This window comes from Kitasatospora sp. NPDC041917 (assembly GCF_055589745.1).
In genome coordinates, this window is record NZ_JBVJBI010000004.1 from 355,921 (window position 1) to 378,636 (window position 22,716).

19 protein-coding genes are annotated in these 22,716 nt (G+C 75.1%); 14 read left to right on the top strand and 5 right to left on the bottom strand.

What is annotated here, in order from left to right; all coding sequences use genetic code 11:
* Positions 1-58 precede the first annotated feature (58 nt).
* The 6 genes from ACZ6EM_RS07355 (at position 59) to ACZ6EM_RS07380 (ending at position 9,969) form a co-directional block, all read left to right on the top strand.
* On the top strand, positions 59-1,963 hold the full coding sequence (locus ACZ6EM_RS07355; RefSeq protein ID WP_465771910.1) for an ATP-binding protein: 1,905 nt from the start codon (positions 59-61) through the stop codon (positions 1,961-1,963).
* A 61-nt stretch (positions 1,964-2,024) separates the two neighbouring features.
* Positions 2,025-4,406, top strand: coding sequence for a hypothetical protein (locus tag ACZ6EM_RS07360; RefSeq protein ID WP_465771911.1), 2,382 nt, complete (start codon positions 2,025-2,027; stop codon positions 4,404-4,406).
* A gap of 196 nt (positions 4,407-4,602) precedes the next feature.
* Positions 4,603-5,256 (top strand): DedA family protein, encoded by a 654-nt coding sequence (locus ACZ6EM_RS07365; RefSeq protein ID WP_359910387.1) that lies wholly within the window; start codon positions 4,603-4,605, stop codon positions 5,254-5,256.
* Between the two features lie 206 nt (positions 5,257-5,462).
* Positions 5,463-7,205, top strand: coding sequence for a threonine/serine exporter family protein (locus ACZ6EM_RS07370; RefSeq protein WP_465771912.1), 1,743 nt, complete (start codon positions 5,463-5,465; stop codon positions 7,203-7,205).
* A gap of 121 nt (positions 7,206-7,326) precedes the next feature.
* A complete protein-coding gene (locus tag ACZ6EM_RS07375; protein WP_401054997.1) occupies positions 7,327-8,400 on the top strand; it encodes a hypothetical protein in 1,074 nt (357 codons plus the stop codon).
* Between the two features lie 297 nt (positions 8,401-8,697).
* The gene (locus ACZ6EM_RS07380) at positions 8,698-9,969 is read left to right on the top strand and encodes a C40 family peptidase (protein WP_465771913.1); all 1,272 of its coding nucleotides are present in this window, start codon (positions 8,698-8,700) and stop codon (positions 9,967-9,969) included.
* 190 nt (positions 9,970-10,159) lie between these two features.
* On the opposite strand, the gene ACZ6EM_RS07385 is transcribed toward ACZ6EM_RS07380, so the two are convergent.
* A complete protein-coding gene (locus ACZ6EM_RS07385) occupies positions 10,160-10,483 on the bottom strand; it encodes a hypothetical protein (protein ID WP_359910399.1) in 324 nt (107 codons plus the stop codon).
* 124 nt (positions 10,484-10,607) lie between these two features.
* Between ACZ6EM_RS07385 and ACZ6EM_RS07390 the strand changes: the two genes are divergently transcribed.
* Together ACZ6EM_RS07390 and ACZ6EM_RS07395 are read left to right on the top strand one after the other, a co-directional pair.
* A complete protein-coding gene (locus ACZ6EM_RS07390) occupies positions 10,608-11,129 on the top strand; it encodes a GNAT family N-acetyltransferase (protein WP_401053245.1) in 522 nt (173 codons plus the stop codon).
* Positions 11,130-11,169: 40 nt separating this feature from the next.
* Positions 11,170-12,450, top strand: coding sequence for a GNAT family N-acetyltransferase (locus ACZ6EM_RS07395; protein ID WP_401053247.1), 1,281 nt, complete (start codon positions 11,170-11,172; stop codon positions 12,448-12,450).
* A 61-nt stretch (positions 12,451-12,511) separates the two neighbouring features.
* On the opposite strand, the gene ACZ6EM_RS07400 is transcribed toward ACZ6EM_RS07395, so the two are convergent.
* On the bottom strand, positions 12,512-13,330 hold the full coding sequence (locus tag ACZ6EM_RS07400; protein WP_401053249.1) for a TetR/AcrR family transcriptional regulator: 819 nt from the start codon (positions 13,328-13,330) through the stop codon (positions 12,512-12,514).
* 180 nt (positions 13,331-13,510) lie between these two features.
* On the opposite strand from ACZ6EM_RS07400, the gene ACZ6EM_RS07405 reads away from it, so the two are divergent.
* On the top strand, positions 13,511-14,092 hold the full coding sequence (locus tag ACZ6EM_RS07405) for a GNAT family N-acetyltransferase (protein WP_401053251.1): 582 nt from the start codon (positions 13,511-13,513) through the stop codon (positions 14,090-14,092).
* A gap of 65 nt (positions 14,093-14,157) precedes the next feature.
* On the opposite strand, the gene ACZ6EM_RS07410 is transcribed toward ACZ6EM_RS07405, so the two are convergent.
* A complete protein-coding gene (locus tag ACZ6EM_RS07410) occupies positions 14,158-14,637 on the bottom strand; it encodes a macro domain-containing protein (RefSeq protein WP_465771914.1) in 480 nt (159 codons plus the stop codon).
* Positions 14,638-14,646: 9 nt separating this feature from the next.
* Complete coding sequence (locus tag ACZ6EM_RS07415; protein ID WP_465771915.1) at positions 14,647-15,981, bottom strand: MFS transporter; 1,335 nt, start codon at positions 15,979-15,981, stop codon at positions 14,647-14,649.
* A gap of 116 nt (positions 15,982-16,097) precedes the next feature.
* On the opposite strand from ACZ6EM_RS07415, the gene ACZ6EM_RS07420 reads away from it, so the two are divergent.
* Complete coding sequence (locus ACZ6EM_RS07420) at positions 16,098-17,078, top strand: LysR family transcriptional regulator (protein ID WP_452191469.1); 981 nt, start codon at positions 16,098-16,100, stop codon at positions 17,076-17,078.
* Between the two features lie 107 nt (positions 17,079-17,185).
* On the opposite strand, the gene ACZ6EM_RS07425 is transcribed toward ACZ6EM_RS07420, so the two are convergent.
* Positions 17,186-17,800, bottom strand: a complete 615-nt coding sequence (locus ACZ6EM_RS07425) for a YceI family protein (protein ID WP_465771916.1) — start codon at positions 17,798-17,800, stop codon at positions 17,186-17,188.
* 184 nt (positions 17,801-17,984) lie between these two features.
* Between ACZ6EM_RS07425 and ACZ6EM_RS07430 the strand changes: the two genes are divergently transcribed.
* From ACZ6EM_RS07430 to ACZ6EM_RS07445, 4 genes are all read left to right on the top strand, one after another.
* Complete coding sequence (locus ACZ6EM_RS07430; protein ID WP_465771917.1) at positions 17,985-21,173, top strand: DEAD/DEAH box helicase; 3,189 nt, start codon at positions 17,985-17,987, stop codon at positions 21,171-21,173.
* Complete coding sequence (locus ACZ6EM_RS07435; RefSeq protein WP_452180862.1) at positions 21,170-21,373, top strand: hypothetical protein; 204 nt, start codon at positions 21,170-21,172, stop codon at positions 21,371-21,373. Before ACZ6EM_RS07430 ends, ACZ6EM_RS07435 begins: the two co-directional genes overlap by 4 nt.
* 33 nt (positions 21,374-21,406) lie before the next feature.
* The gene (locus ACZ6EM_RS07440; RefSeq protein WP_465771918.1) at positions 21,407-22,426 is read left to right on the top strand and encodes an RNA polymerase sigma-70 factor; all 1,020 of its coding nucleotides are present in this window, start codon (positions 21,407-21,409) and stop codon (positions 22,424-22,426) included.
* Between the two features lie 34 nt (positions 22,427-22,460).
* A partial coding sequence (locus ACZ6EM_RS07445; RefSeq protein ID WP_465771919.1) for a MerR family transcriptional regulator occupies positions 22,461-22,716 on the top strand: 256 nt, incomplete at its 3' end.

Genomic DNA, 22,716 nt, shown 5'->3' on the forward strand with positions numbered 1-22,716 from the left:
GGGTGCCGAAGAAGAAAGAAATGGTCGCCAGATAGTCGCACTGGCACACTGGGGACCCATGTCTGATGGTGCCCCGCCCGAGCCCACCCCCGCCGAGGAGCTGCGCACGACCGAGGTCGATCTCGGCGGCCTGGTGAACGTCCTCGCCACCCACCTCTACTCCACCCCGCTGGTCGCCCTGCGCGAACTCGTCCAGAACGCGCACGACTCGCACACCCGCCGGCTCCTGGAGGACCCGGACGGCGACCACCGCCCGCTGATCCGGGTGCGCGCCGACGCCGCCCGGCGGACCGTCGCCATCGAGGACACCGGCGCCGGCCTCACCGAACCCGAGATCCACTCCTACCTGGCCACCGTCGGCACCGGCTACACCCGGATGCTGCGCGAACTGACCGGCAACCAGGAGCTGATCGGCGCCTTCGGCCTGGGCTTCCTCTCCGCCTTCTCGGTCGCCGACGAGGTCACCGTCACCACCACCTCGCACCGCGAACCGCACCTCGGCCACCGCTACCGCAGCCGCGGCGGCGAGCAGTACCGGGTCGAGCCGGTGCCCGCCCGGCCCCGCCCGGGCACGGTGGTCGAGCTGACCCTCAAGGCCGAGCACGCCCACCTCGCCGACGAGGACGTGCTGCGCGACGTGCTCACCCGCTACTGCGTGCTGCTGCCGGTCCCGGTCCACCTCGGGGACGACGAGCAGCCGGTCAACTCCGTCGAGGTGCCCTGGCGCCAGCCCTCCGGCGGCGACCAGTACGCCGCCCGGATGCGCTTCGCCGCCGCCTTCGGCCGCCGCTTCGAGCCGCTCACCGCCTTCCCGGTCCACCCGGTCGAGGACGTCACCGACGCGGTCGGCCTGCTCTGGGTCCAGGACGGCGGCACCTACGGCAGCAGCGACAACCGCGACCTCGCCGTCTACCTGCGCGGCATGCTGCTCGCCGAGGACGCCCGCGACCTGCTGCCCCGCTGGGCCGGGTTCATCGGCGGCGTGGTCGAGTCCAACCGGCTCACCCCCACCGCCAGCCGCGAGGACCTCCAGCGCGACGAGCACTACCACGCGCTGCGCAAGGCCCTCACCGACGCCATCGTGGACGGCCTCTACGAGACCGCCCGGCTGCGGCCCGCCGCGTGGCGCCGCATCCTCGCCCGGCACGGCAACGACCTGCTCGGTGCCGCGCTCTGCGACGACCGGCTGTTCACCCTGCTCGCCGACGACGTCCCGGTGCCCACCTCGCAGGGCGACCTCACGGCCGGCGCGCTGCGCGCGGCGGGAGGCGGCGCGGTGCACGTCGCGCTCGGCAGCGGCGGCGGCTTCGAGGAGATGCTGTACCGGGCGATGCGGGTGCCGATCGCCCGCGGCGACCGCTACGCCGTCCTGCCGTTCCTGCGCCGCTACGCCCAGCTGCGCGGCTGCCGGGTGGTCGAGCTGGGCAGCGAGCAGGGCGACCGCGAGCTGTTCCGCGACCCGGAGCGCCCGCTGCCGGAGCACGAGTCGGCCTGGCTGGCCGGCGCCCTCGCCGACCCGGGCGAGCAGCTCGTCCCGGCCCGCTTCGACCCGCCCGGCCTGCCGCTGGTGCTGGTGCCGGACCGCGAGGCCGAGCTGAAGGCCCGGATCGAGGACGACCGGGCGGACGCCCGGATACCCTCGGCCGCCCTGCGGCTGGCCCGCGCCTTCACCGCCCGCACCGACGGCGAGGTCCGGGCCCGGCTCTACCTCAACCTCGCCAGCCCGGCGGTCCGGGACCTGCTGGCCGCCTACCGCGGCGGGCACACCGGCAGCGCGACCGCCGCCGGGCTGCTCCGCTCGATCAAGGTGATCATGGCCGCGGCCTCGTCCGGACCGTCCGAGGGCGACCTCACCGCCGCGCTGGCCGGCATCGGCACCGCGGTCTCCGCCCTGACCGCCGCCGTCCCGGCCGGTCTGCCGGAGGTCCCGGACAGCCCCGGGGCGCTCTCGGAGGAGCGGTGACGGACGGATTGTCAGTGGGGTGCGGTAGACACCTCATCAGCACGACGCAGGGGGAGCAGGCATGACCACCGACATCTGGGCCTGGGTGCGCGACACCCACCGGCAGCTGGCCGAGGCCGGCCACCACCGGCTGGCCGACGCCATCGTCGAGCTGCCCGAGCACGCCACCGAGGGGCGCAACGAGCAGCTCGACGCGCTCTACCCGGAGGCCGTGGCCGCCGCCCGGGCGCTCGGCCTGCCCTGGGTCGAGGTCTACCTGCGGCACTGGCGGATGCAGAACCTGCTGAACAAGCGCCAGCAGGGCGAGGCGGTGCTGCCCGAGGCGGTCGACCTGCTGGACTTCGCGCACCGGGAGGAGACGGCGAACTGCCCGCAGTCCGTCTGCGTGGTGCAGGACTTCGCGATCTGCCACGCCCGGGTCGACGGGCCGGGGTACGTGGCCGAGCGGCTCGCCGTGGTCGGCGAGACGCTGGACCGGATCGAGCCCGACCGGGCCTGCTACGACTGCCTGTCCCGCGAGTACTCCGACGCCCTGGAGGACGACGGCCGGGCGGCCGAGGCGCTGGACCACCTGGACTCCGCGGCCAACCGGATGCGGGCGGCCGGCCAGCCGGTCTCGCTCCGCTTCCACCAGGCCCGGGCCGGCACCCTGCACCTGCTGGGCCGGCACGAGGAGGTGCTGGAGCTGCTGGCGACGGCCGAGCGGGCCGAGCAGACGCAGGGGCGCCGGCTGGACGAGCGCGACCAGCGCTGGGGCGCCCTGCTGCGGGCCCGCGCGCTCGCCTCGCTCGGCCGCACCGAGGAGGCGCTCGCCCTGCTGCCCGAGCGGGCCGAGGCCGAACGGCACGCCGACCTGCGCACCGCCTGGACGCAGACGGTCGAGCTGCTGGTCGCGGCCGGGGCCCGGGAGAACGACGCCGAACTGGGCGCCGTCCTGGCCGGCTGGGTCGGCTACCTGGACGGCGTCGGCGCGCACCGCCCGTGCGTGGACCTGCTGCTGGCGGCGGGGCGGCTCGCGCTCGCCCGCGGTGCCCGTACGGTGGCGCTCACCCTCGCCGCGACCGGGGAGCGCAAGCTCACCCGGCTGCGGCGCACCGACGGCGTGTCGGAGCAGGTCGCGGCGCTGCGCGCGGCCGCCGAGGCACTGCCGGAGCCCGAGTTGCCCGTCCCGCCGGGCGAGCTGACGGCGCACCTGGCCGAGGTCCGGGTGCCCTACGAGACCGGCGCCGACCTGCTCTCCGCCGCCCTGGACCGGTACCGGGGTGAGCAGGCCGGCGCCACCGGACTGGCGGTGCTCCTGGCCACCGTGCTGGGCGGCCTCGGCCACGCCCGCGCCGCGGCCGACCTGCTGTGGCGGTACCTGGAGGACGACCCGGCCGACCGCGAGCTGACCGGAGCGCTCGGCGAGATGCTGATCGAGGCCCGGGACGCCGAGGGCATCCGCCGCCTCGCCGACCGGGTGGCCGTCTTCGCCCCGGCCGACGGGCACTGGATACGCGCCCGCTGGGCCGCCGCCGAGGGCCGCTGGGCCGAGGCGCTGGAGCAGTGCCGGGCGATCCTGGTGCTGGACGACGAGGTGATCAACACCCGTCGCCTCGCCGCCCACGCCGCCACCGAGCTGGGCGACCACGCCACCGCGCAGCGGATGTACCTGGAACTGCTGGAGCGCGCGGCGCCGGCCGCGGACACCGCCGAGGACTCCGCCGCGGACACCGCCGAGGAGGACGGCCACCGGGCGGTCCGGGAGCCGGACCTGTGGCACCTGATCACCGCGGCCACCGCCAACCGGGACTGGGCGGTGGTCCGTTCCACCGGCGCGCTGCTCGACATCGAGTTCGACGAGCCCGAGGGCCCGGTGGACGAGGAGTGGCAGCTGGTCACCGTCCGGGCCACCCGCACCAACGGCGCGACGTCCGACCTGCCCGCCCTGCGGACCGGCCCGGCCACCGCCCGCATCCTGCCCGTGCTCGGGGACGACCTGACGCTCAACCACGGCGACGTGGTGGTCTTCGCCCCGGCCCTGCTGGAGCGCCCGCCGGCCGAGGACGCGCCCGAGGAGGAGCGGCAGCGCTGGCGCCCGGTGTTCGAGCTGCTCACCCTGCTCGACCCGGCCGGGTACACCACCTACTGGATCGACGGCGGCTGGCCCGGCGACGAGCCGTGGTCGGCCCTGCGGGAGGAGCTGCACGGGGCGGGGTACGCGGTCTGGGTGTACAGCGGGGACCAGTACCGGATCACCGACCCGGCGGACGGCGGCGACACCCTGCCCGGTGTCTACGCGGCCCTCGGCGTCCCGCCGACCGCCTCGGCCGCCGAGGCCGACGCCCTGCTGCTGCGGCTGACCGACGGCTGGGCCCACCCGCTCGCCTGGGCGGAGCTGGCCAAGGCGGCCGGCGCGGCCCCCGCCCGGCACGAGGAGATCGTCGAGCGCTACGGGCTCTGACCGTCATCGACCGCGCGGCCCCGGCGGGCCGGCCCCTCCGGGCCCCCGCCGGGGCCGCGCGCGTTCCCGGCCGTGCCGCGCGCTCCGCGCCCCGCCGTGTGCGGGCCGGCCCGGGAACCATTCCGCCTCCAGTCGAGTCTTTGTCAATGCTTTACTGTTTCATTGCCAAGACTCGACCTCCCGGAGTGCCCGCACCGTGACCAGCCTCGCCCTCGGCCCGTCCTGGCTCGATCCGACCACCCTGATCTCCACCTTCGGCCTGATCGGCATCCTGGCCATCGTCTTCGCCGAGTCCGGTCTGCTGATCGGCTTCTTCCTGCCGGGTGACTCGCTGCTGTTCACCACCGGCCTGCTGGTGGCCGGCGGCACCTACCTGCACCAGCCGCTCTGGCTGGTCTGCGCGCTGATCGTGGTCGCCGCGGTGGCCGGGGACCAGGTCGGCTACCTCTTCGGCCGCAAGGTCGGCCCGAGCCTCTTCCGCCGTCCCGACTCCCGGGTCTTCAAGCAGGAGAACGTCGAGAAGGCCGCCGCCTTCTTCGACCGGCACGGCCCCAAGGCGATCGTGCTGGCCCGCTTCGTGCCGATCGTGCGCACCTTCACCCCGATCGTCGCCGGGGTGAGCAGGATGAACTACCGCGGCTTCGTGGTGTTCAACCTGGTCGGTGGCGTGCTGTGGGGCGGCGGCGTCACCGTGCTCGGCTACTTCCTGGGGCAGATCCCGTTCGTCCGGGACAACATCGAGGCCATCCTGGTCGGCATCGTGCTGGTCTCGGTGATCCCGGTGGCGATCGAGCTGCTGCGGGCGCGCCGCTCCGGCGCGGCGTCCGCCACCCGCCACCGCGCCGGGTAGGCGTCCGCCGCTCCGGCCACGGGACGCCGCGTACATGTGCGTCCGGCTGTTCGATCAGGCAAGGTGTAACCCGAGATCGAGCGGTGGCCGGAGGCCGCCAGGGGTGGCAAGGAGCGGAAGTGCCTAAGCGGGGCCGACCGGGTACGGGCAAGCGGGCGAGGGGGGGCAGGGCGGTCCGACAGGCGCGGCAGGCACCCCCGAAGCCGGTGCACCCGGCCGACGCCCCGCCCACCGAGGGCCTGCTCGGCTACCCCGCCCCGCCGGTCGAGCCCACCATCGTCGTCCCGCTCGCCCCGCCCGTCCCGGAGACCAAGGGCCTGCTGGCCCCCGAGCCCGAGCCCGAGTCGGTACCCGAGTCGGTACCCGGGCCGGCGGTCCGCGCCGCGACCGGACGGGCCGAGGCCGAGCGCCCGGCCCGTCGCCGTTCGGTCGCCGAGGACACCCTCACCCCCGAGGAGTGGCGGGCGGCCGGCTACACCCCGCCCACCGGCATCCCGGTCCCGGACCTCACCGCCGGCGCCCCCGGCGAGGCGCCCTGGCCGGACCGGATGCGCACCCTGCTGCGCACCCCGATGTCCGAGCGGCCCGCCTTCGAGCGCACCGCCCGCGAAATGCACCCCTCCGCGTCCGTCACCCGCAACGTCCCGCGCATCCTCGACCTGACGCTGCGCATCGGCGAGTTGCTGCTGGCCAGCGGCGAGGCAGCCGAGGACGTCGAGGCGGCGATGCTCGGCATCGCGCACGCCTACCGGTTGGACCGTTGCGAGCCGCAGGTCACCTTCACCCTGATCGGCATCTCGTACCAGCCCTCGCTGGTCGAGCCGCCGGTCACCGCTGACCGCGTGGTGCGCCGCCGGACCTCCGACTACACCCGGCTCGACGCGGTGTACGCGCTGGTCGCGGACATCACCGCGGAGAACGTGACGGTCAACGACGCCTACCGCCGGCTCGCGCTGATCCGCCGCAACCGGCACCCGTACCCCGCCTGGTTCCTCGCCCTGACCACCGGCCTGCTGGCCGGCGCGGCGACCTTCCTGGTCGGCGGGCGGGTGGACGACAAGGCCTGGCTGGTGTTCGCGAGCGCCTTCGTCGCGGCCGTCCTGGGCGACCGGCTGGCCTCCGCGCTGGCCCGGCGCCGGCTGCCGGAGTTCTACCAGTTCGTGGCGGCCGCGATGCCGGCCGCCGCCTCCGGCATCATCCTCTCGCTCAACGACTGGGGCCTGCGCGGCTCGGTCGTGATCACCGGTGGCCTGTTCGCCCTGCTGCCCGGGCGCGCCCTGGTCGCCGCCGTGCAGGACGGCCTGACCGGCTTCTACATCACCGCCGCGGCCCGCCTGCTGGAAGTGATCTACCTGGTCGCGGGCATCGTGATCGGGGTGATGGTGATCCTCTACCTGGGCGTCGGCTTCGAGGCGAACCTGCGCCCGGACGAGAGCCTGGTGGGCGTCAACTACCCGCCGGTCCAGATGGTCGCCGCGATGGTGCTGACCCTGGCCTTCGCGACGCTGCTCCAGACCGACCGCCGCACGCTGGCCCTGGTCACCGTCAACAGCGGCATCGGCTGGGCCAGCTACGGTGCGCTGGTGTACAACGCGGGCGTCAACCCGATCGCGGCGACCGGCGTGGCGGCCGGGCTGGTCGGCCTCTTCGGCCAGCTGATGGCGCGCTACCGCAACGGGTCGGCGCTGCCGTACGTGACCGCCGCGATCGGTCCGCTGATGCCCGGTTCGGCGCTCTACCTCGGGATGCTCGCCTTCGCCCAGGGGCACTCCAGCGCCGGCCTGGTGTCGGTCTTCCGGGCGGCGGCGATCGCGATGGCGCTGGCGGTCGGGGTGAACCTGGGCGGGGAGATCGCCCGGCTGTTCCTGAAACTGCCGGTCGGCGCCGAGCGCCCGTCGCTCTACCCGGTCGTGCCGCGCCGGGCGGCCAAGCGCACTCGAGGGTTCTGACCGGACGTCGGGCCGGACGTCGAGCCGGTACCGGGGCGATGCGGTCCCCGGGCCCCGGTCCCCGGGCCCCGGGCCACGTCACGGCAGGCAGGACGCAGGACCAGGAACGAAGGTAAGACCCATGACGACACTGCTGGACGGCTACCGCGAGCACATCGTCGCCGCGCACAAGCAACCGCTGTTCCTGCTGCTGGTCGGATTCATCACCTCTTTCGTCTTCATCCGGTTCAGCGTCCGGATGATCCGCGCCCAGGTGCGCTGGTGGCCGGGCAACGTGACCCCGGGCGGCCTGCACATCCACCACATGGTGTTCGGCCTGGGCTTCCTGCTGCTCGGCGGCATCGGGGTGTTCGCCACCTACGGCGGGCACCCGTGGATCGACGTGTTCGGCCTGGCCTTCGGCATCGGCTGCGGTCTGGTGCTGGACGAGTTCGCGCTGATCCTGCACCTGGACGACGTGTACTGGAGCGAACAGGGCCGCAAATCGGTGGACGCGGTGATCTTCGGCATCCTGTTCACCTCCCTGCTGCTGGTCGGGTACGTGCCGCTCGGCGTGGTGCCCGGCGAGGAGACCAGGTGGGGCCTGATCACGATCATCTCGGTGAACTCGCTGGCCTCGGTGATCACCCTGCTCAAGGGCAAGGTGTGGACCGGCCTGCTCGGGATCATGGTCCCCGGCCTGTCCTGGATCGGGGCGATCCGGCTGGCCCGCCCGAGCAGCCCGTGGGCCCGCTGGCGGTACGCCGCGCGCCCCCGCCGCCGGGCGCGTGCGCTGCGGCGTGAGCTCCTGCTGCACCGGCGCGCGGACCGGGCCCGCACCTGGCTTTTCGACCTGATCGCCGGCGCCCCCGACAAGGTGCCCGCCAACCACCCGGCGGCGCACCGGGTGGCCGAGCGGATGGCCGCCCGGGCCAGCGCCCACCTCGACGCGCACGCCGCCCGGGCGCTGGCCCGCCGTCAGGCCCGGCTGGCCGACCGCCGTTCGGCGGCCGCCGCCGGGACGGCCCGGGGCGCGGCGGACCCGGCGCTCGGGTCGGCCGAGGCCGGTCCGGACCGCTCCCGCCTGGCGCAGCAGCGCCGTCGTACCGTCCGGGCCGGGCGCAGCCGGGTCTTCGCGGTGGGGCCGACCGGGCTGGAGAGCCGACCGGAGCGGCACCACCGGCTGCGCACCCATACCCGTCGGATCGGCCGGTAGCGCGGCCCTGCGCGTGGGTCCCGGTCCGTTCCCCGTCCGTTTCCCCGTCCGCTTTCCTGCCCGCGCCGCTGTCCGGCCGGAGCCGAGGCTTGGTCAGATCATCCGATGGTCACCCGACCGGCGGAGCACTTTTCGGGTGTGAAGGCCGCCGGAATTGAGAACATGGGCGTCATATGACCGTTCTGTCACGTGATGGGATGATTCATCGGATCCCCGCCGACCCCCGGGCCACCGACCGCCCGTACGCCGCGCGCCGTCCGACGCCGTCCCCTCCGGACCCGTCAGAAGGGATGTCGCGTGGCGCGCAGGATCCTGCCGACCCTCCTGTTGTCCCTCACCACCCTGCTCGGGCTGCTCCCCGCCGCCCAGGCCGCCCCGGCCGACCCCGAACCGACGGCCGGCCGCGCCGTGGGCGAGGACCCGTACCCGACCACCGAGGAGATCGACCGGGCCCGGGCCGAGGCCGAGGGCAAGGCCTCCTCGGCCGCCGCCCTGGAGGCCGCGCTCACCGCCGCCCGCACCGAGCTGGACCGGGCCGGGCGCACCGCCGAACAGGTCGTCGAGGCCTACAACGGCGCCCGGCTCGCCCTCACCCGGGCCCGCGCCGAGGAGGTCGCCGCCGCGCAGCGCGCCGCCGCCGCCGAGGCCGAGCGGGCGGCCGCCGCCGAGGACGCGGCCCGGCTCGCGGCCGAGACGTACCGGCAGGGCGCGGGTGCCGAACTGTCCGCCCTCAACGCCCTGCTCGGCGCCCACGGCGCGCGCGACGCGGGCGACCGTGCCGCCGCGGTCGGCCAGGTCAGCGAGCGCACCCGGCAGATCCTGGACGCCGCCACCTCCACCGCGGCCGCCGCCCGCGGCGCCTCCGCCGCCGCCCGGGCCGCCACCGAGGCCGCCGGGAAGGCCGCCGTCGAGGTCGGCGCGGCCAAGGTCAGGGCGGAGCAGCGGCTGGCCGCCCAGCAGGACGAGGTGGCCGCCGCCGGGCGGCGCCGCGAGCACATGCTGGCCGAGCTGGCCGCCGCCCGGAACACCACCGTCGAGCTGGAGCTCCGGCGCCGCGAGGCCCTGGAGGAGATCGCCGCCCGCGAGGCCGAGGCCGCCGCCCGCGCCGCCGCCGAGCAGGCCGCCCGGGAGGCCGAGGCCGCGGCGGCGGCCGCCGCTGCCACCAGGGCCCACCCCGCACCGCCCCTCGCCCGCTCGTGGTCCGCCGAGGGCGCGGCCGCCGCCATCGCCTTCGCCAAGTCCAAGATCGGCCTGCCCTACGTCTGGGGCGGCGAGGGCCCGGGCGGCTACGACTGCTCCGGGCTGACGATGATGGCCTGGCGCGAGGGCGGCCGGCAGCTCAACCACTTCGCCGCCGACCAGTACGCCCAGAGCACCCCGATCGGCTACCGCCAGCTGCGCCCCGGCGACCTGGTCTTCTGGACCGACACCGGGCGTGCCGCCGACATCCACCACGTCGGGCTCTACATCGGCGACGACCAGATGATCGAGGCCCCGCGGGTCGGCATGCCGGTCAAGCAGGCCAGCCTCTGGATCATGGGGACCCCGGACTTCTACGCCCGCCCCTGACGCCCGGGCCGGCGGGTGCCGGTCAGCACCTCGACGGGTGCGACCGGCCCCACCCCCTCGGCCCCACCCCCTCGGCGGCGGCCGCGAGGACCGGGGCGAGCGCGATCAGGGCGTCCCCGGAACCGGTTCGGCGCGAGGTACTCGGCACCGAGGGCGTCCGGGAGGCCGAGCCGGCCGCCGCCCCACCTGGCTACCGGCCGGCCACGGCGGCCACCGCCCGGCGGCTGTCGCGCAGCCGCACCACTGTCCAGCCCCAGAGCGCGGCGACCGGGAGCGACACGAGGAAGACGGCGAACGCGCCGCCGACCCGGCCGATCATCTCGGAGTCGCAGACCTCGGCCAGGTGGAAGCCGGTCGGCTGGTAGAAGGCCGGTGAGCCGCACAGCCCGTTGCCCGGCGCGAGGACCAGCCAGAGCGCCCAGAGCCAGCCGGCCACGGTCAGCCCGCCGACCAGCTTCGCCGTCAGCGCCCGGCCCTCGTACTCCTTCAGCCTGCGGACGTACTCGTCCTCCATGGTTCCCCCCGAAGCGGATCGTCTGCACCTGAACCGGCACGAGGATGCCAGGCGGGCCCGCCCGGGCGCCACTGTCGGTGGGGCGCGCTAGCGTGACCGCGCGAACCGATACTGAGGAGGCGTCGTGCGACTGCGGGATGTTCGGGCGGGGGACGTCGAGGCGTACGTCCGGATGCGCTGCGACCCGGTGATGATGGCCGAACTCGGCGGCCCGCTGCCCCGGGCGCGGGTGGAGGAGCGGCTGCGCAGGGACCTGGCCCTGGTGGCCGGGGACAGCTCCTGGATCAGGATGATCGTGCCGGACGGCGCGCAGGACGGAGAGGCGGCGGGCACCGTCACGCTCTGGTCGGACCAGGAGGACGGCGAGAGCTTCTCCGAGATCGGCTGGATGGTGCTGCCCGAGTACCAGGGGCGCGGCCTCGCCAAGGCGGCCGTCCGCAGGGTGCTGGACGCCGCCGCCGAGGACGGCCGCTGGGGCGAGGTGCACGCCAACCCGGGGACCACCAACGGACCGTCCAACGGGATCTGCCGGGCGCTCGGATTCCGGCTGGTCGGCGAGCGGGACCTGGACTTCGCGGACCGCGTCCTGCGCACCAACCACTGGGTGGTGGTGCCCGGCGAGCACCACGGGTCGGGCACGGAATAATTCGGATGCCACCCCCGGAGGGCCGCCGTACGGTGGCCCCATGGGCAACAGCATCGATCACACGGACATCGACAGCGTGAGCGGGCTCCAGGTCCGGGCCGTCTCGGTGGACGAGGTGGCGGAGTGGAACCGGGCGCTCAACTTCGGCTTCCTCCGCCCCGACGTGGCCGTCGCGCCGGACCTGCGCCGTCGGCAGTGGGAGCCGGGCCGGATGCTGGCCGGTTTCGACGGCGAGCGCCAGATCGCCACCTTCCGCAGTTTCGACGCCGAACTGACCGTCCCGGGCGGCGCCGTCGTCCCGGCCGACGCCATCACCAACGTCACGGTCAGCGCCACCCACCGCCGCCGCGGCCTGCTCAACGCGATGATGCGCAGGGACCTCGCGGGCGCCGCCGAGCGCGGCAGCGCGGTCGCGATCCTGGCCGCCGCCGAGTACAACATCTACGGCCGGTTCGGCTTCGGCCCGGCCACCCGGGGCGGCGGTTGGAACATCGAGCTGCGCCGCACCCGGGGTCTGCGCGAGGGCCTGCCCGGTGTCCCCGGCGGCCGGATCGACTTCGTGACCATGGCGGAGCTGCGCGAGCTGGGCGCGGAGCTGTACGAGCGCTGGCGGCGCACCCAGTCGGGCGCGATCGACCGCGACGCGCTCTGGTGGGAGCGCACGGTCGGCGAAGTCCGGTCACCGGGCGACGAGTTCAAGGAGCCGTTCGCCGCCGTCCACCGGGACGCCGCCGACGTGGTCACCGGCCTGGTGGTCTACCGGATCGGGACCAAGTGGGACGGCGCCTACCCCGACTGCAAGCTCACCGTGGACGACTTCATCGCCCTCGACCTGCCCACCGCCGTCGAACTCTGGCGCCTGGTGCTGTCCGTCGACTGGGTGGCCAGGGTCGAGGTGTGCAGGCTCGGCCCGGACGACCCGCTGCCGCTGCTGCTCCAGGACCCGCGCGCGGCCACCCCGCACGAGGACAACGCGGACGTCGTGTGGCTGCGGGTGCTGGACGTCGAGGCCGCGTTCCGCGCCCGCAGCTACGGCGCCCCCGGCCGGGTGGTGCTGGAGGTCGACGACAAGCTGGGCTACGCCTCCGGCCGTTGGGCGCTGGAGACGGCCGAGGACGGCACCGGCCGCTGCACCCGGACCACGGACGACGCCGACCTCGCGCTCGGCGCCTCGGAGTTGGGCTCGCTCTACCTGGGCGCGGAGACGGCGTCGAGGCTGGCCGCGGCCGGCCTGGTCGGCGAGCTGCGCCCGGGGGCGGCGGCCGCCGTGGACCTGCTGCTGCGCACCCCGGTGCGGGCCTGGACGCCGACCGAGTTCTGAGCCCGTTCCCGCACCGGAGGCCGGCCCGTTCGCGGGCCGGCCTCCGGTGTTGCCGCGGGCGCTACGTGACCGCCGTCTTGCCGATGGTGGGCAGGATGAAGTCCTGGATCAGGCCCTTGGCGTCACGGACGATCGGCCGGAACACCCGGTAGCGCGAGAGGTTGATCACCCGGGCCGCCATGGGGGTGGACCGGCGGACGAACTCCCGCGTGCGCTCGGTGTCCTCGGTCCGGTCGAAGACCCAGTAGAGGACCACGATCATCAGGTACAGCCAGAGCACGTCGGGCAGGAGCTCGACCAGTTCGGCGTCCAGTTTGGGCGCCAGCTCCGAGCCTTGGAGGACGTCGCGGAACAGTTCGACCGCCGTCGCCCGGGCCGGGTGGGAATCGTTGGAGAACGGGCTCAGCGAGCTGGTCGGGTCGGCCGCCGTCCGGAAGAACTGCGCGGCGAACTCGTGGTACGGCGCGGCCGTGTCGAGCCAGGAGGTCAGTGCGATCTCCAGCCGCTCGGAGAAGTCCCGGGTGTGGGACATCCGGCGCTTGGCGTCGGCCGCGTGCTCGTAGGTCATCCGGTCGTAGAACCCCTGGATCAGGAATTCCTTCGCCGAGAAGTAGTAGTACGCGTTGCCCACCGAGACGCCGGCCTCGGTGGCGATGGCGCGCATGGTGGTCTTCTCGTAGCCCCGTTCCTGGAACAGCCGCATGGCGGTCTCCAGGATCAGGGCACGGGTCGCCTCACTCTTGTCGGTCTTGGGCTGGGCCCGGCCGCCGGGCAGTGCTCCGCCCTCCGGCCCGGTCCCGCTCCCCGGGTCGGGCGCGGCCGGAGCCCCGGCCGTGCCGTTCTCGCCGTCCGTTCGGTTCGTCGCTGCCAGGTCGTCCACGAGCACGAGCCTAGCCGGAGACGACGTTCCATCCGGTGTCGGTGTTCGTGGCACCGGATGCCCCCTCCGCATCCGGTGCCACGGCGACCCCCCTTGTTTCGAACGCGTTCAAAAGCTGAGCGATACTGTAGACGTATCGGTTGAACATGTTCAACTCCATCTCTGTGGGAGGCTGGTCACATGATCAGTTCAGGACTGACCGTCATCCGGCGCGGCGGAGTGCAGGACGCCGAGTCCGTCGCCGAGCTGCACGCCCACAGCTGGCGCACCACCTACCGGGGGATCGTCCCCGAGGCGGGACTGGGTGACGGGATGGTCGCCCAGCGGCGCGAACTGTGGGCACTGCGCCTGGCCACCGACTGCGCCGACTACGGCGGGCCGGAGAACACGCCCGAACTGCTGGTCGCCGAACGGGCGGGCGCGACGGTCGGATTCATCTACCTCGTCCCGCAGCCGGACGGCGGGGTGCTGATCGACAACCTGCACGTCCGCCCCGGCCTGAACGGCGGCGGCATCGGGCGCGAGCTGCTGACCGCGGCCCGCACCCATGTCGCCGAGCGGCACCCCGGGGCCGGACTCTCCCTGGAGGTGCTGCGGGACAACACCCGCGCGATCGCCTTCTACGAGCGCGAGGGCGCCGAGCGGGTCCGGGCACAGGAGGGCGAGTTCCCCGGAGGGTTCCTGCTGCCCGAGTACGTGTACGCCTGGCCGGCCGCGCGCGTGGCGGTCGGGTCCGACCGGGCGGAGCCGGCGGACCGGTAGGAACCGGTCGACGGAACGGTGGAGAGGCGGATCGGTGGAAGGGGAGGACCTGCTGGAGCAGGCCGTCAGTCGATGTCGTAGACGGTCACCGGTACGCCCCGGGCCGTCAGCCGGGCGGTGACCAGCGGTTCGACCCGGTCCCACCGCCCGCCCGCCAGGCCGCAGCCGATCCGCGGCATGTGGACGGAGGCACCGAGCCGGAGCGCGTGCTCACCGAGCGCGGCCAGTCCGGTGTCGATCGCCTCGTACCGCACCGGCACCCCGGTCGAGCGCCCCGTGCGGATGCCGCGCTGGCCGACCAGGTTGGCCACCCAGACGTGCGGATCGACCGCCACCAGCTGGACGGCGCCCAGGCCGAAGTCGTTCTTCGCCCGCTCTCGATGCCAGCGCCGGTACGCGGCCTCGGGCTCGGGCCAGCGTCTGGAGAGCGCGAGCACGAAGCCCCTGCCCCACCCGCCGAGGTCGTTGCAGACGTGCGCGACCACCTTCACGCCCTTGCCCTGGGGCGTGGTGGCATCGCCTCGGACGTACGTGATTTCCCCCATGCCTCGACGTTAGAGGGTGGGACTGACAATCTGCTCGGCATTTTCCGGCGCCCCGCTCGGCGCCCCGCCCGGCGCCCCACCCGGCGCCCCCTCGGGCCGTGCGGCCGCCGCCGCCCCGCGCGCCGTCAGGTGCCGGCGCCCCGCCAGCGCGATCAGCAGCGCGAGCCCGGCGGCCGCGGCGGGCAGGAGGTAGCCGGTGCCCGGAGCGGCCCGCTCCGCGACCGTCCCGGCGAGCGCCGCCCCGGCCGAGATGCCGACCACGATGCCGGACACCGCCATCGCCATGCCCTCGTTGAACTGCCGCTGCGGCAGCAGCTCCTGGACCAGCGTCATCCCGGTCACCATGGTCGGCGCGGTGGCGGTGCCGGCCGCGAACAGGGCCGTCCCGAGCAGCCCGAGCCCGGCCCCGCCCAGCCCGGCGGCGAGCGGCAGCAGCAGGACCGAGGCCATCGCGGTGGCGCCGAGCAGGAACCGCGTGCCCGGTGCCCGGCGCGGGGTCAGCAGCCCGAACAGCAGCCCCGCGACGCAGGAACCGGCCGCGAACAGGGCCAGCAGCAGTCCGGCGGAGGCCTTGTGGCCGAGCGCGTCGGCGTACGCCACGGTGGTGATCTCGGTCGCGCCGAAGACCGTGCCGGTCGCCAGGAAGGTCAGCACCAGCACCCGCAGCCCGGGCACCCGCAGCGGGGAGCCGTGCCGCGGTCCGGCCGGTTCCCGCCCCTGCGCCGGGGCGGGGGGCAGCGGGGGTTCGGTGCGCCGCTGGGCGGCGAACAGCAGGGCGCCGGTGGCGCCGAGGGTCCCGGCGGTGATCAGTCCGGCCTCCGGGGCGAGCGTGGTGCAGAGCAGCATGGCGAGCACCGGGCCGGCCATGAAGCAGAGTTCGTCCAGGGCCTGTTCGAAGGAGTTGGCCAGGTGTCGGGCGGCCGGGTCGTCCCGGTACAGGTGCGCCCAGCGGGAGCGGGCCATGCCGCCGAGGTTGGGTGCCGCCGAGCCGGCCGCGGAGCAGAGGAGGAGGGTCCAGTCGGGTGCGCCGAACCGGACGCAGAGCAGCAGCCCGGCCGGCGGAACGGCGTTGTACAGCGCGGCCGGTACCGTCACCCGCGCCTGCCCGTACCGGTCCACCAGCCGTCCGATCAGCGGCATCCCGACCGCGCCGGCGACCAGTCCGGCCGCCGAGACGGCCCCGGCCAGCCCGTACGAGCCGCGCCGCTCGGAAAGCAGCACCACCAGGGCGACGCCGTTCATCGACAGCGCCAGCCGGCCGAGCAGCCCGGTCAGGGTGAAGGCGACGGCGCCGGGGGCCGCGAACAGCCGCCGGTAGGAGGTGAGGACGGCGCGCGGGGGCATCGGGCTCCTGTGAGCACAAGGGGAAGGGGGGTGCTCACAGCCTGGTGCCGGTGGCGGGCGGCCGTCCAACACCTGTTTCGCCACACTCACAACACGCTGTTGTTAATCTGCCGCCCATGCCCCGTGACCTGCACCCCCGCCTGCTCCGCGGCTTCGTCGCGACCGCCGAGACCCTGCACTTCGGCCGGGCCGCGGAGCGGCTGCACACCGCCCAGCAGGCACTCAGCCGGGACGTCCGGACCCTGGAGGGGCAGCTCGGCGAAGCACTGTTCACCCGCACCACCCGCAGCGTCGAACTCACCCCGGCCGGGCGGCGGTTGCTGCCCCGGGCGCGCGGGTTCCTCGCCCTGCACGACGAGATCCTCGCCGAGGCCGCGGCCGGATCCGGGGCCGCCGCCCGGCCGCTGCTGCTCGACCTCAACAGTGACGTCACCGGCCCGGACCTCACCGCCGGCCGGGTGCTCGAACGGGCCCGGGCCGCCTGGCCGGCGGGCGAACTGCTGGCCCGCTTCCACGGCGGACTGGCCGCGGCGGCCGCCGAACTGCTGGCCCACCGGCTGGACGCCTCCTTCGGCCGCTTCGCCGGGCTGCCCGCCCCGGTGCGCGGTCGACTCGTCCAGCTGCCGGTGCGGTTGGAACGGATCTCGGTGATGATGGCGGACACCCATCCGCTGGCCGACCGCTCCGTGCTGCGCCCGGCCGAGCTGGCGGGCCACCCCGTCGACGTCTGCGCGGGCAACCCGGCGACCACCGAGTGGGCCGACCTCGGCACCCGGCTGCTGCGGGAGCACGGTCTGACGGCGGCCGCGCCGTACGTGCCGCCGGTGGGCGTCGACGAGACCGCCCGCTACCTCGCCCGGCACGGCGATCCGATGCTGACCACGGTCGGCGGCCCGCGGATCCCGGGGACGGTGAACGTGCCGCTGGTGGAACCGGTGCCGCTGAGCCTGGTCAGCCTGGTGCACCGGCCCGGGGAGCGTCACCCGGGGCTGCGGGCGCTGGCCGCCGCGGCCGGCGCGCTCGGCGCGGCCGAGGGCTGGCTGCGCCGTCCGCCGGGCAGCTGGCTTCCCGAGGCGGACGCGGCGCTGCTGCCGTAGGGGCGGACGCGGGCGGCCGACCGCCGTACGGGTGGGCGGCCGTCACACGAAGACCGCCCCTGCCCCCGGGGGGAAGGGCAGGGGCGGTGCTCGGGGGGACGGCCGGCTCAGGCCGCCTTGACGGCGGAGATGTCGAAGCTGAGCTTGACCTTCTCGCCGATCAGCACGCCGCCGGTCTCCAGCGCGGCGTTGTAGGTCAGGCCGAACTCGGTGCGGTCGACGACGGCCTTGCCCTCGAAACCGACCCGGTCGGCGCCGTACGCGTCGGTGGCGCTGCCGGTGTACTCCAGGTCCAGCACGACCGGGCGGGTGGTGCCCTTGATGGTGAGGTCGCCGGTCATCCGGTACGAGTCGCCGCCGAGCAGTTGGGCGGAGGTGCTGCGGAAGCGGATCTCCGGGTGGGTGTCGACGGCGAAGAAGTCGCCGGTGCGCAGGTGCTCGTCGCGCTGGGCCTGGTTGGTGTCGACGCTCGCGACCTTGATCACCAGTTCGGCCGAGGAGTTGCCCGGGTGGGTCCCGTCCAGGTGCAGCTTGCCGTCGTACTCGGTGAAGCGGCCCTTGACGTTGGTGACCATCGCGTGGCGGACCGAGAAGCCGATCTCGCTGTGCGTGTTGTCCACGGTCCAGTCGCCGGTCAGGTGGGAGAGGTCCGGGCCGGCCGGGGTCGGGGCGGCGGTCGCGGCGGGGGCGGTGACGGTCTTGGTGCGGTTGAACAGGCCCATGGCTTCCTCCTTGGTTCGAAGCCAGTTGTTTAGGCTTCAACTTGTTGGCTCCAGCGTAGGACAACTTCGTTCAACTTTCAACCATGGCGTTCCGGGTTCCTCCGAACGGCTCAGCGGACCCGCCCTGTCGGACCTCCCGGATAGGCTGCGAAGGACGGTCCCACCCCGCCCGGAAAGGCCCCCGATGTTCGTCCTGCACGCGCTCTGGCGGGCGGACGGGCACCTGGCGCTCTGGGCCGAGGACGCCCGCGCCCACCCCGGCGCCGCCGAACCGCAGCCCGACCGGCCCGCCCCGCGCGCCCACCCCTACGCCTGCCCGGCCGGCGAGCTGGCCGCCGTGCTCGGCGGCATCGGACCGGGCCTCGGCTGGCTCGCCGGACAGGCCCCCGAGCGCTGGGCCACCTTGCTGCTGCCCACCGTCGGCACCGTCCCCGCGCCCTCGCCCGACCTTCCGGTCGCGCCGCCGCGCGGCGGCGCCGTGCTCACGCCCTGGCGGGTGCCGGCCCTGCTCTTCGGGGCCGGGGCCGCCGCCCAGCTGCTCGGTGAGGTCTTCGACCCGGTCTGGGCCGTCACCAGCAGCGATCTGCCCGGCGCCGGACGGGTCGAGGTGGTCCACGGCCCCTCGCTGCGCTGGCTCACCGGAGTGCACGACCTCGCCTGGCGGACGGTCGGCCGCGGCCGGGTCCAGCCGCTGCCCGTGACCGCCGCCGACGGCCGCCCGCAGGCCCGGTGGCGGCCCGACCTCACCCCGGCCGGGCGCCGCGAGGCCGCCGCCCTGGCCGCTGGCTGCCCGCCCGTCCTGCTGGGGGAGTGGCCGCACGGCGCCGACGACGGGGACGCGCTGCTGGGCGCGGCCCTGGGCGCACTGGTGGACGCCGAGGCCCGCGCCGCACTGGCGGACGCCCCGTCCCCCTTCCCGGTCGACGGCGGCGCCGGGCCGGGGGCGGCCGTCGCCGAGCGCTGGCTGCACGCCCTCACCACCCCCGACGGCGGGTTCGACGGCTCCCCGCCCGAGGAACTCGCCGAACTGCGCCGCGGGCTCGGCGCCTGGTACGCCGCCGCCGAGCCCGTCGATCCGGCGCTGCGGCTCTGCTTCCGCCTGGTCGAGCCGCTCGGCCCCGATCAGGACGACCCGGAGGGCCGGCCCTCCGACGACGCGTGGCAGCTGGAGTTCCTGCTCCAGGCCGTGGACGAGCCCTCCCTGCTGGTCCGCGCCGCCGACCTGCACGAGGGCGGCGCCGCCCACGCCGCGCTCGCCCGCAAGGGCGCCGACCCGGTCGACGTGCTGGTCGCCGAACTCGCCCGCGCCGCCCACCGCTGGCCCGCCCTGGACGGGCTGCGCCACCGCTCCCACCCGTCCGCCCTGCCGCTCGGCCGGGCCGGCGCGCTCGACTTCCTGCGCACCGCCGCGCCCGCCCTCGCCGAGGGCGGCTTCGGGGTGCTGCTGCCCGCCTGGTGGCGCCGCCGCCCCCGGCTCGGGCTCGTCCTGCGCGCCACCACCCCGCCCGCACCCGGCTCGCTCGCGGCCACCGGCCAGGTGGACCGGGACGCCGTGGTCGCCTTCCGCTGGCAGGTCGCGCTCGGCCCGGAGGGGGAGCCGCTCACCGAGCGGGAACTGGCCGAACTCGCTGCGGCCAAGCAGGAGTTGGTCCGGGTGCGCGGTACCTGGCTGGAGGCCGACCCGGCCCAGATCGCCGCCGCGCTCGCCTTCCTCGCCGACCGGCGCGACGGAGTGCTCGCCGCCGGAGAGCTGCTGCGGCTCGCCCTCGACCCGGAGGCGACGGTCGCCGGGCTGCCGGTCACCTCGGTGCGCGCCGACGGCCCGCTCGGCGAGCTGCTCGCCGGGCAGGCCGTCGCCGCCCCGGCCGCGGAGCTGCCGGCGGACTTCCGGGCCGAGCTGCGCCCGTACCAGGAACGTGGGCTGGCGTGGCTGCGGACCATGTCCGGACTCGGCCTCGGCGCCGTGCTGGCGGACGACATGGGCCTCGGCAAGACCGTCCAGACCCTCGCCCTGCTCGCCTCCGAGCGGGCGGAGGCGGCGGAGGCGGCGGAGGCGGCGAAGGGGGCGGAGGACACCGCCGGTCCCACCCTGCTGGTCTGCCCGATGTCCCTGGTCGGCAACTGGCAGCGCGAGGCCGAGCGCTTCGCCCCCGGTCTGCGACGGTACGTCCACCACGGCGCCGGCCGCCTCGGCGCGGAGCAACTCGCCGCGGCCGTCAGGGGCGTGGACCTGGTCATCACCACCTACGGGCTGGTCCAGCGCGACCTCGCCGCCCTGCGCGCGATCCGCTGGCGCCGGGTGGTCGCCGACGAGGCCCAGCACATCAAGAACAGCGGCACCGCGCAGTCCCGGGCGATCCGCGCGCTTCCCGTCACCCGGCACCGGATCGCGCTCACCGGCACTCCGGTGGAGAACCGGCTCGCCGAACTGCACGCCGTCCTGGACTTCGCCAACCCGGGCCTGCTCGGCCCGGCCGAGCGCTTCAAGGAGCGCTACGCGATCCCGGTCGAGCTGCACCGCAGTCCCGAACGCACCGCCGAACTCCTCCGCCGCACCGCACCGTTCGTGCTCCGCCGGGTCAAGTCCGACCCGGCGGTGGCGGCCGAGCTGCCCGCCAAGCAGGAGATGACCGTCTGGTGCAACCTCACCGCCGAACAGGCGGGCCTCTACCAGGCCGTGGTCGCCGACCTGCTGCGGCGGGTCGAGGGCATCCGGGGCGTGGAGCGGCGCGGCACGGTGCTGGCCGCGATCGGCAAGCTCAAGCAGGTCTGCAACCACCCGGCCCAACTGCTGCACGACGGTTCGGCGGTGGGCGGGCGCTCGGGCAAGGTCGCCCGGCTGGCGGAACTGCTGGAGGAGGCGCTGGCCGAGGGCGACCGGACGCTGGTCTTCACCCAGTACGCCGAGTTCGGTGCGATGCTCCGCCCGTACCTGGAGCGCCGGCTCGGCGAGGAGGTGCTCTACCTGCACGGCGGTCTGCCCCGGGGGCGCCGTGAGGAGCTGGTCGAACGCTTCCAATCCCCGGACGGGCCGGGGGTGTTCCTGCTCTCGCTGCGGGCCGGCGGCACCGGCCTCAACCTGACCGCCGCCAACCAGGTGATCCACCTGGACCGTTGGTGGAACCCGGCGGTCGAGGAGCAGGCCACCGACCGGGCCTTCCGGATCGGCCAGCGCCGGGACGTCCAGGTCCGCCGGCTGGTCTGCGTCGGCACCGTCGAGGAGCGGATCGACGAACTCCTCTCCGCCAAACGCTCGTTGGCCGAGGCGGTGGTGGGGGAGGGGGAGCGCTGGCTCACCGACCTGCCGGTCGAGGCGCTGCGCGAACTGGTCGCCCTCACCCGGGAGGACGCCGTGGCCGAGGAGGACGCGTGAGCGACGAACCGAAACCGCCCGTGGTCAACGTTGCCGCCTACTGGTGCGGCGACTTCACCCTGCGCCGCGCGCCGGCGGCGGCGGAGGAGGACGGTCCGGACGAGTCCTCGCTGCGCCGCCTCGGCCGCTCCGGCATCACCGTGCACGGCCGCGACCTCGCCGTCGTGCTCGCCCCCGCCTACGAGGCCTTCCGGGGCTGAGCGCGGCGGCTACCGTGCGGTAGCGTCGCGCGGGTGACCGACACCCACGACGAGCCGTCGGCCGACTCCCGGTCGGCCGACTTCGAGCAGCACCGGCGGACGGTCTTCGGCATCGCCTACCGGATGCTCGGCAGCGTCGCCGATGCCGAGGACCTGGTCCAGGACACCTGGCTGCGCTGGAGCGGCGCCACCGGCCCGGTCGCCAGTCCCGGCGGCTTCCTGGCCCGTACGGTCACCAACCTCGCGCTCAACAAGCTGGACTCGGCCGCCGTCCGCCGCGAGTCCTACGTCGGCCCCTGGCTGCCCGAGCCGCTGGTCGCCGAGCCGGACGCGACCGAGGGCGTCGAGCGGGCCGAGACGGTCTCGGTGGCCCTGCTGGTGGTGCTGGAGAGCCTGTCCCCGCTGGAGCGGGCGGTGTTCGTGCTCAAGGAGGCCTTCGGATTCTCCTACCAGGAGATCGCCGAGGCCCTGGACCGCACCGAAGCCGCCTGCCGTCAGGTCGGCAGCCGGGCCCGGGCGCACGTGCGCGCCGGCCGGCCGCGCTACGACGCCCCGCCCGAGCTGCGCCGCCGCGCCACTGACGAGTTCCTGGTGGCCTGCGCCGGCGGCGACCTGAACCGGATGCTCGAACTGCTCGCCCCCGACGTCACCGCCTGGACGGACGGCGGTGGGGTGATCCGTGCCGCGCTGCGGCCGGTCATCGGTGCCGAGAACGTCGCCCGCTTCGTCCTCGGGGTGCTCGGGCAGCTCGGCGCGGGTGCCGGCGCCCGTCCGGTCCTGGTCAACGGCGAGCCCGGTGCGCTGGTCACCGTGGACGGAGCCGTCGACTCCGTGTCGGTGTTCGAATTCGCCGAGCAGCCCGACGGCACCGTGCGGATCGTCGGGATCCGCAGCGTCCGCAACCCGCACAAGCTGGCCCACCTCGCCGGCGCCGCGCCCGTGCCTCCCTCGGCCCCTGTCCCTCCCGCCCCCGTGTCTCCCTCCACCCCCGTCCCTTCCGCCGCCGACGCTCCCGCCCCCGGCGACGGCGCCGACCGGCCCGACCCGGCTTGACCCTCGACCAGGTCGAGCCCGCAGAGTCACCGGCATGGAGAGCGAGCTGCACAGCATCGGCGAACTGGCCCGCGCCAGCGGACTGGGCGTCGGCACCCTGCGCTACTACGACGGCGCCGAGGTGCTCACCCCCGCCTGGGTCGATCCGCAGACCGGCTACCGCTGGTACCGGCCCGGCCAGCTCGCCGACGCCCGGCTGCTGGCCAGGCTGCGCCGGGTGGGCCTGCCGCTGACGGACGTCCGCGCCGTGCTCGGCGCCGCACCCGGCGGCGAGGAGGCCCGGCAGGTGC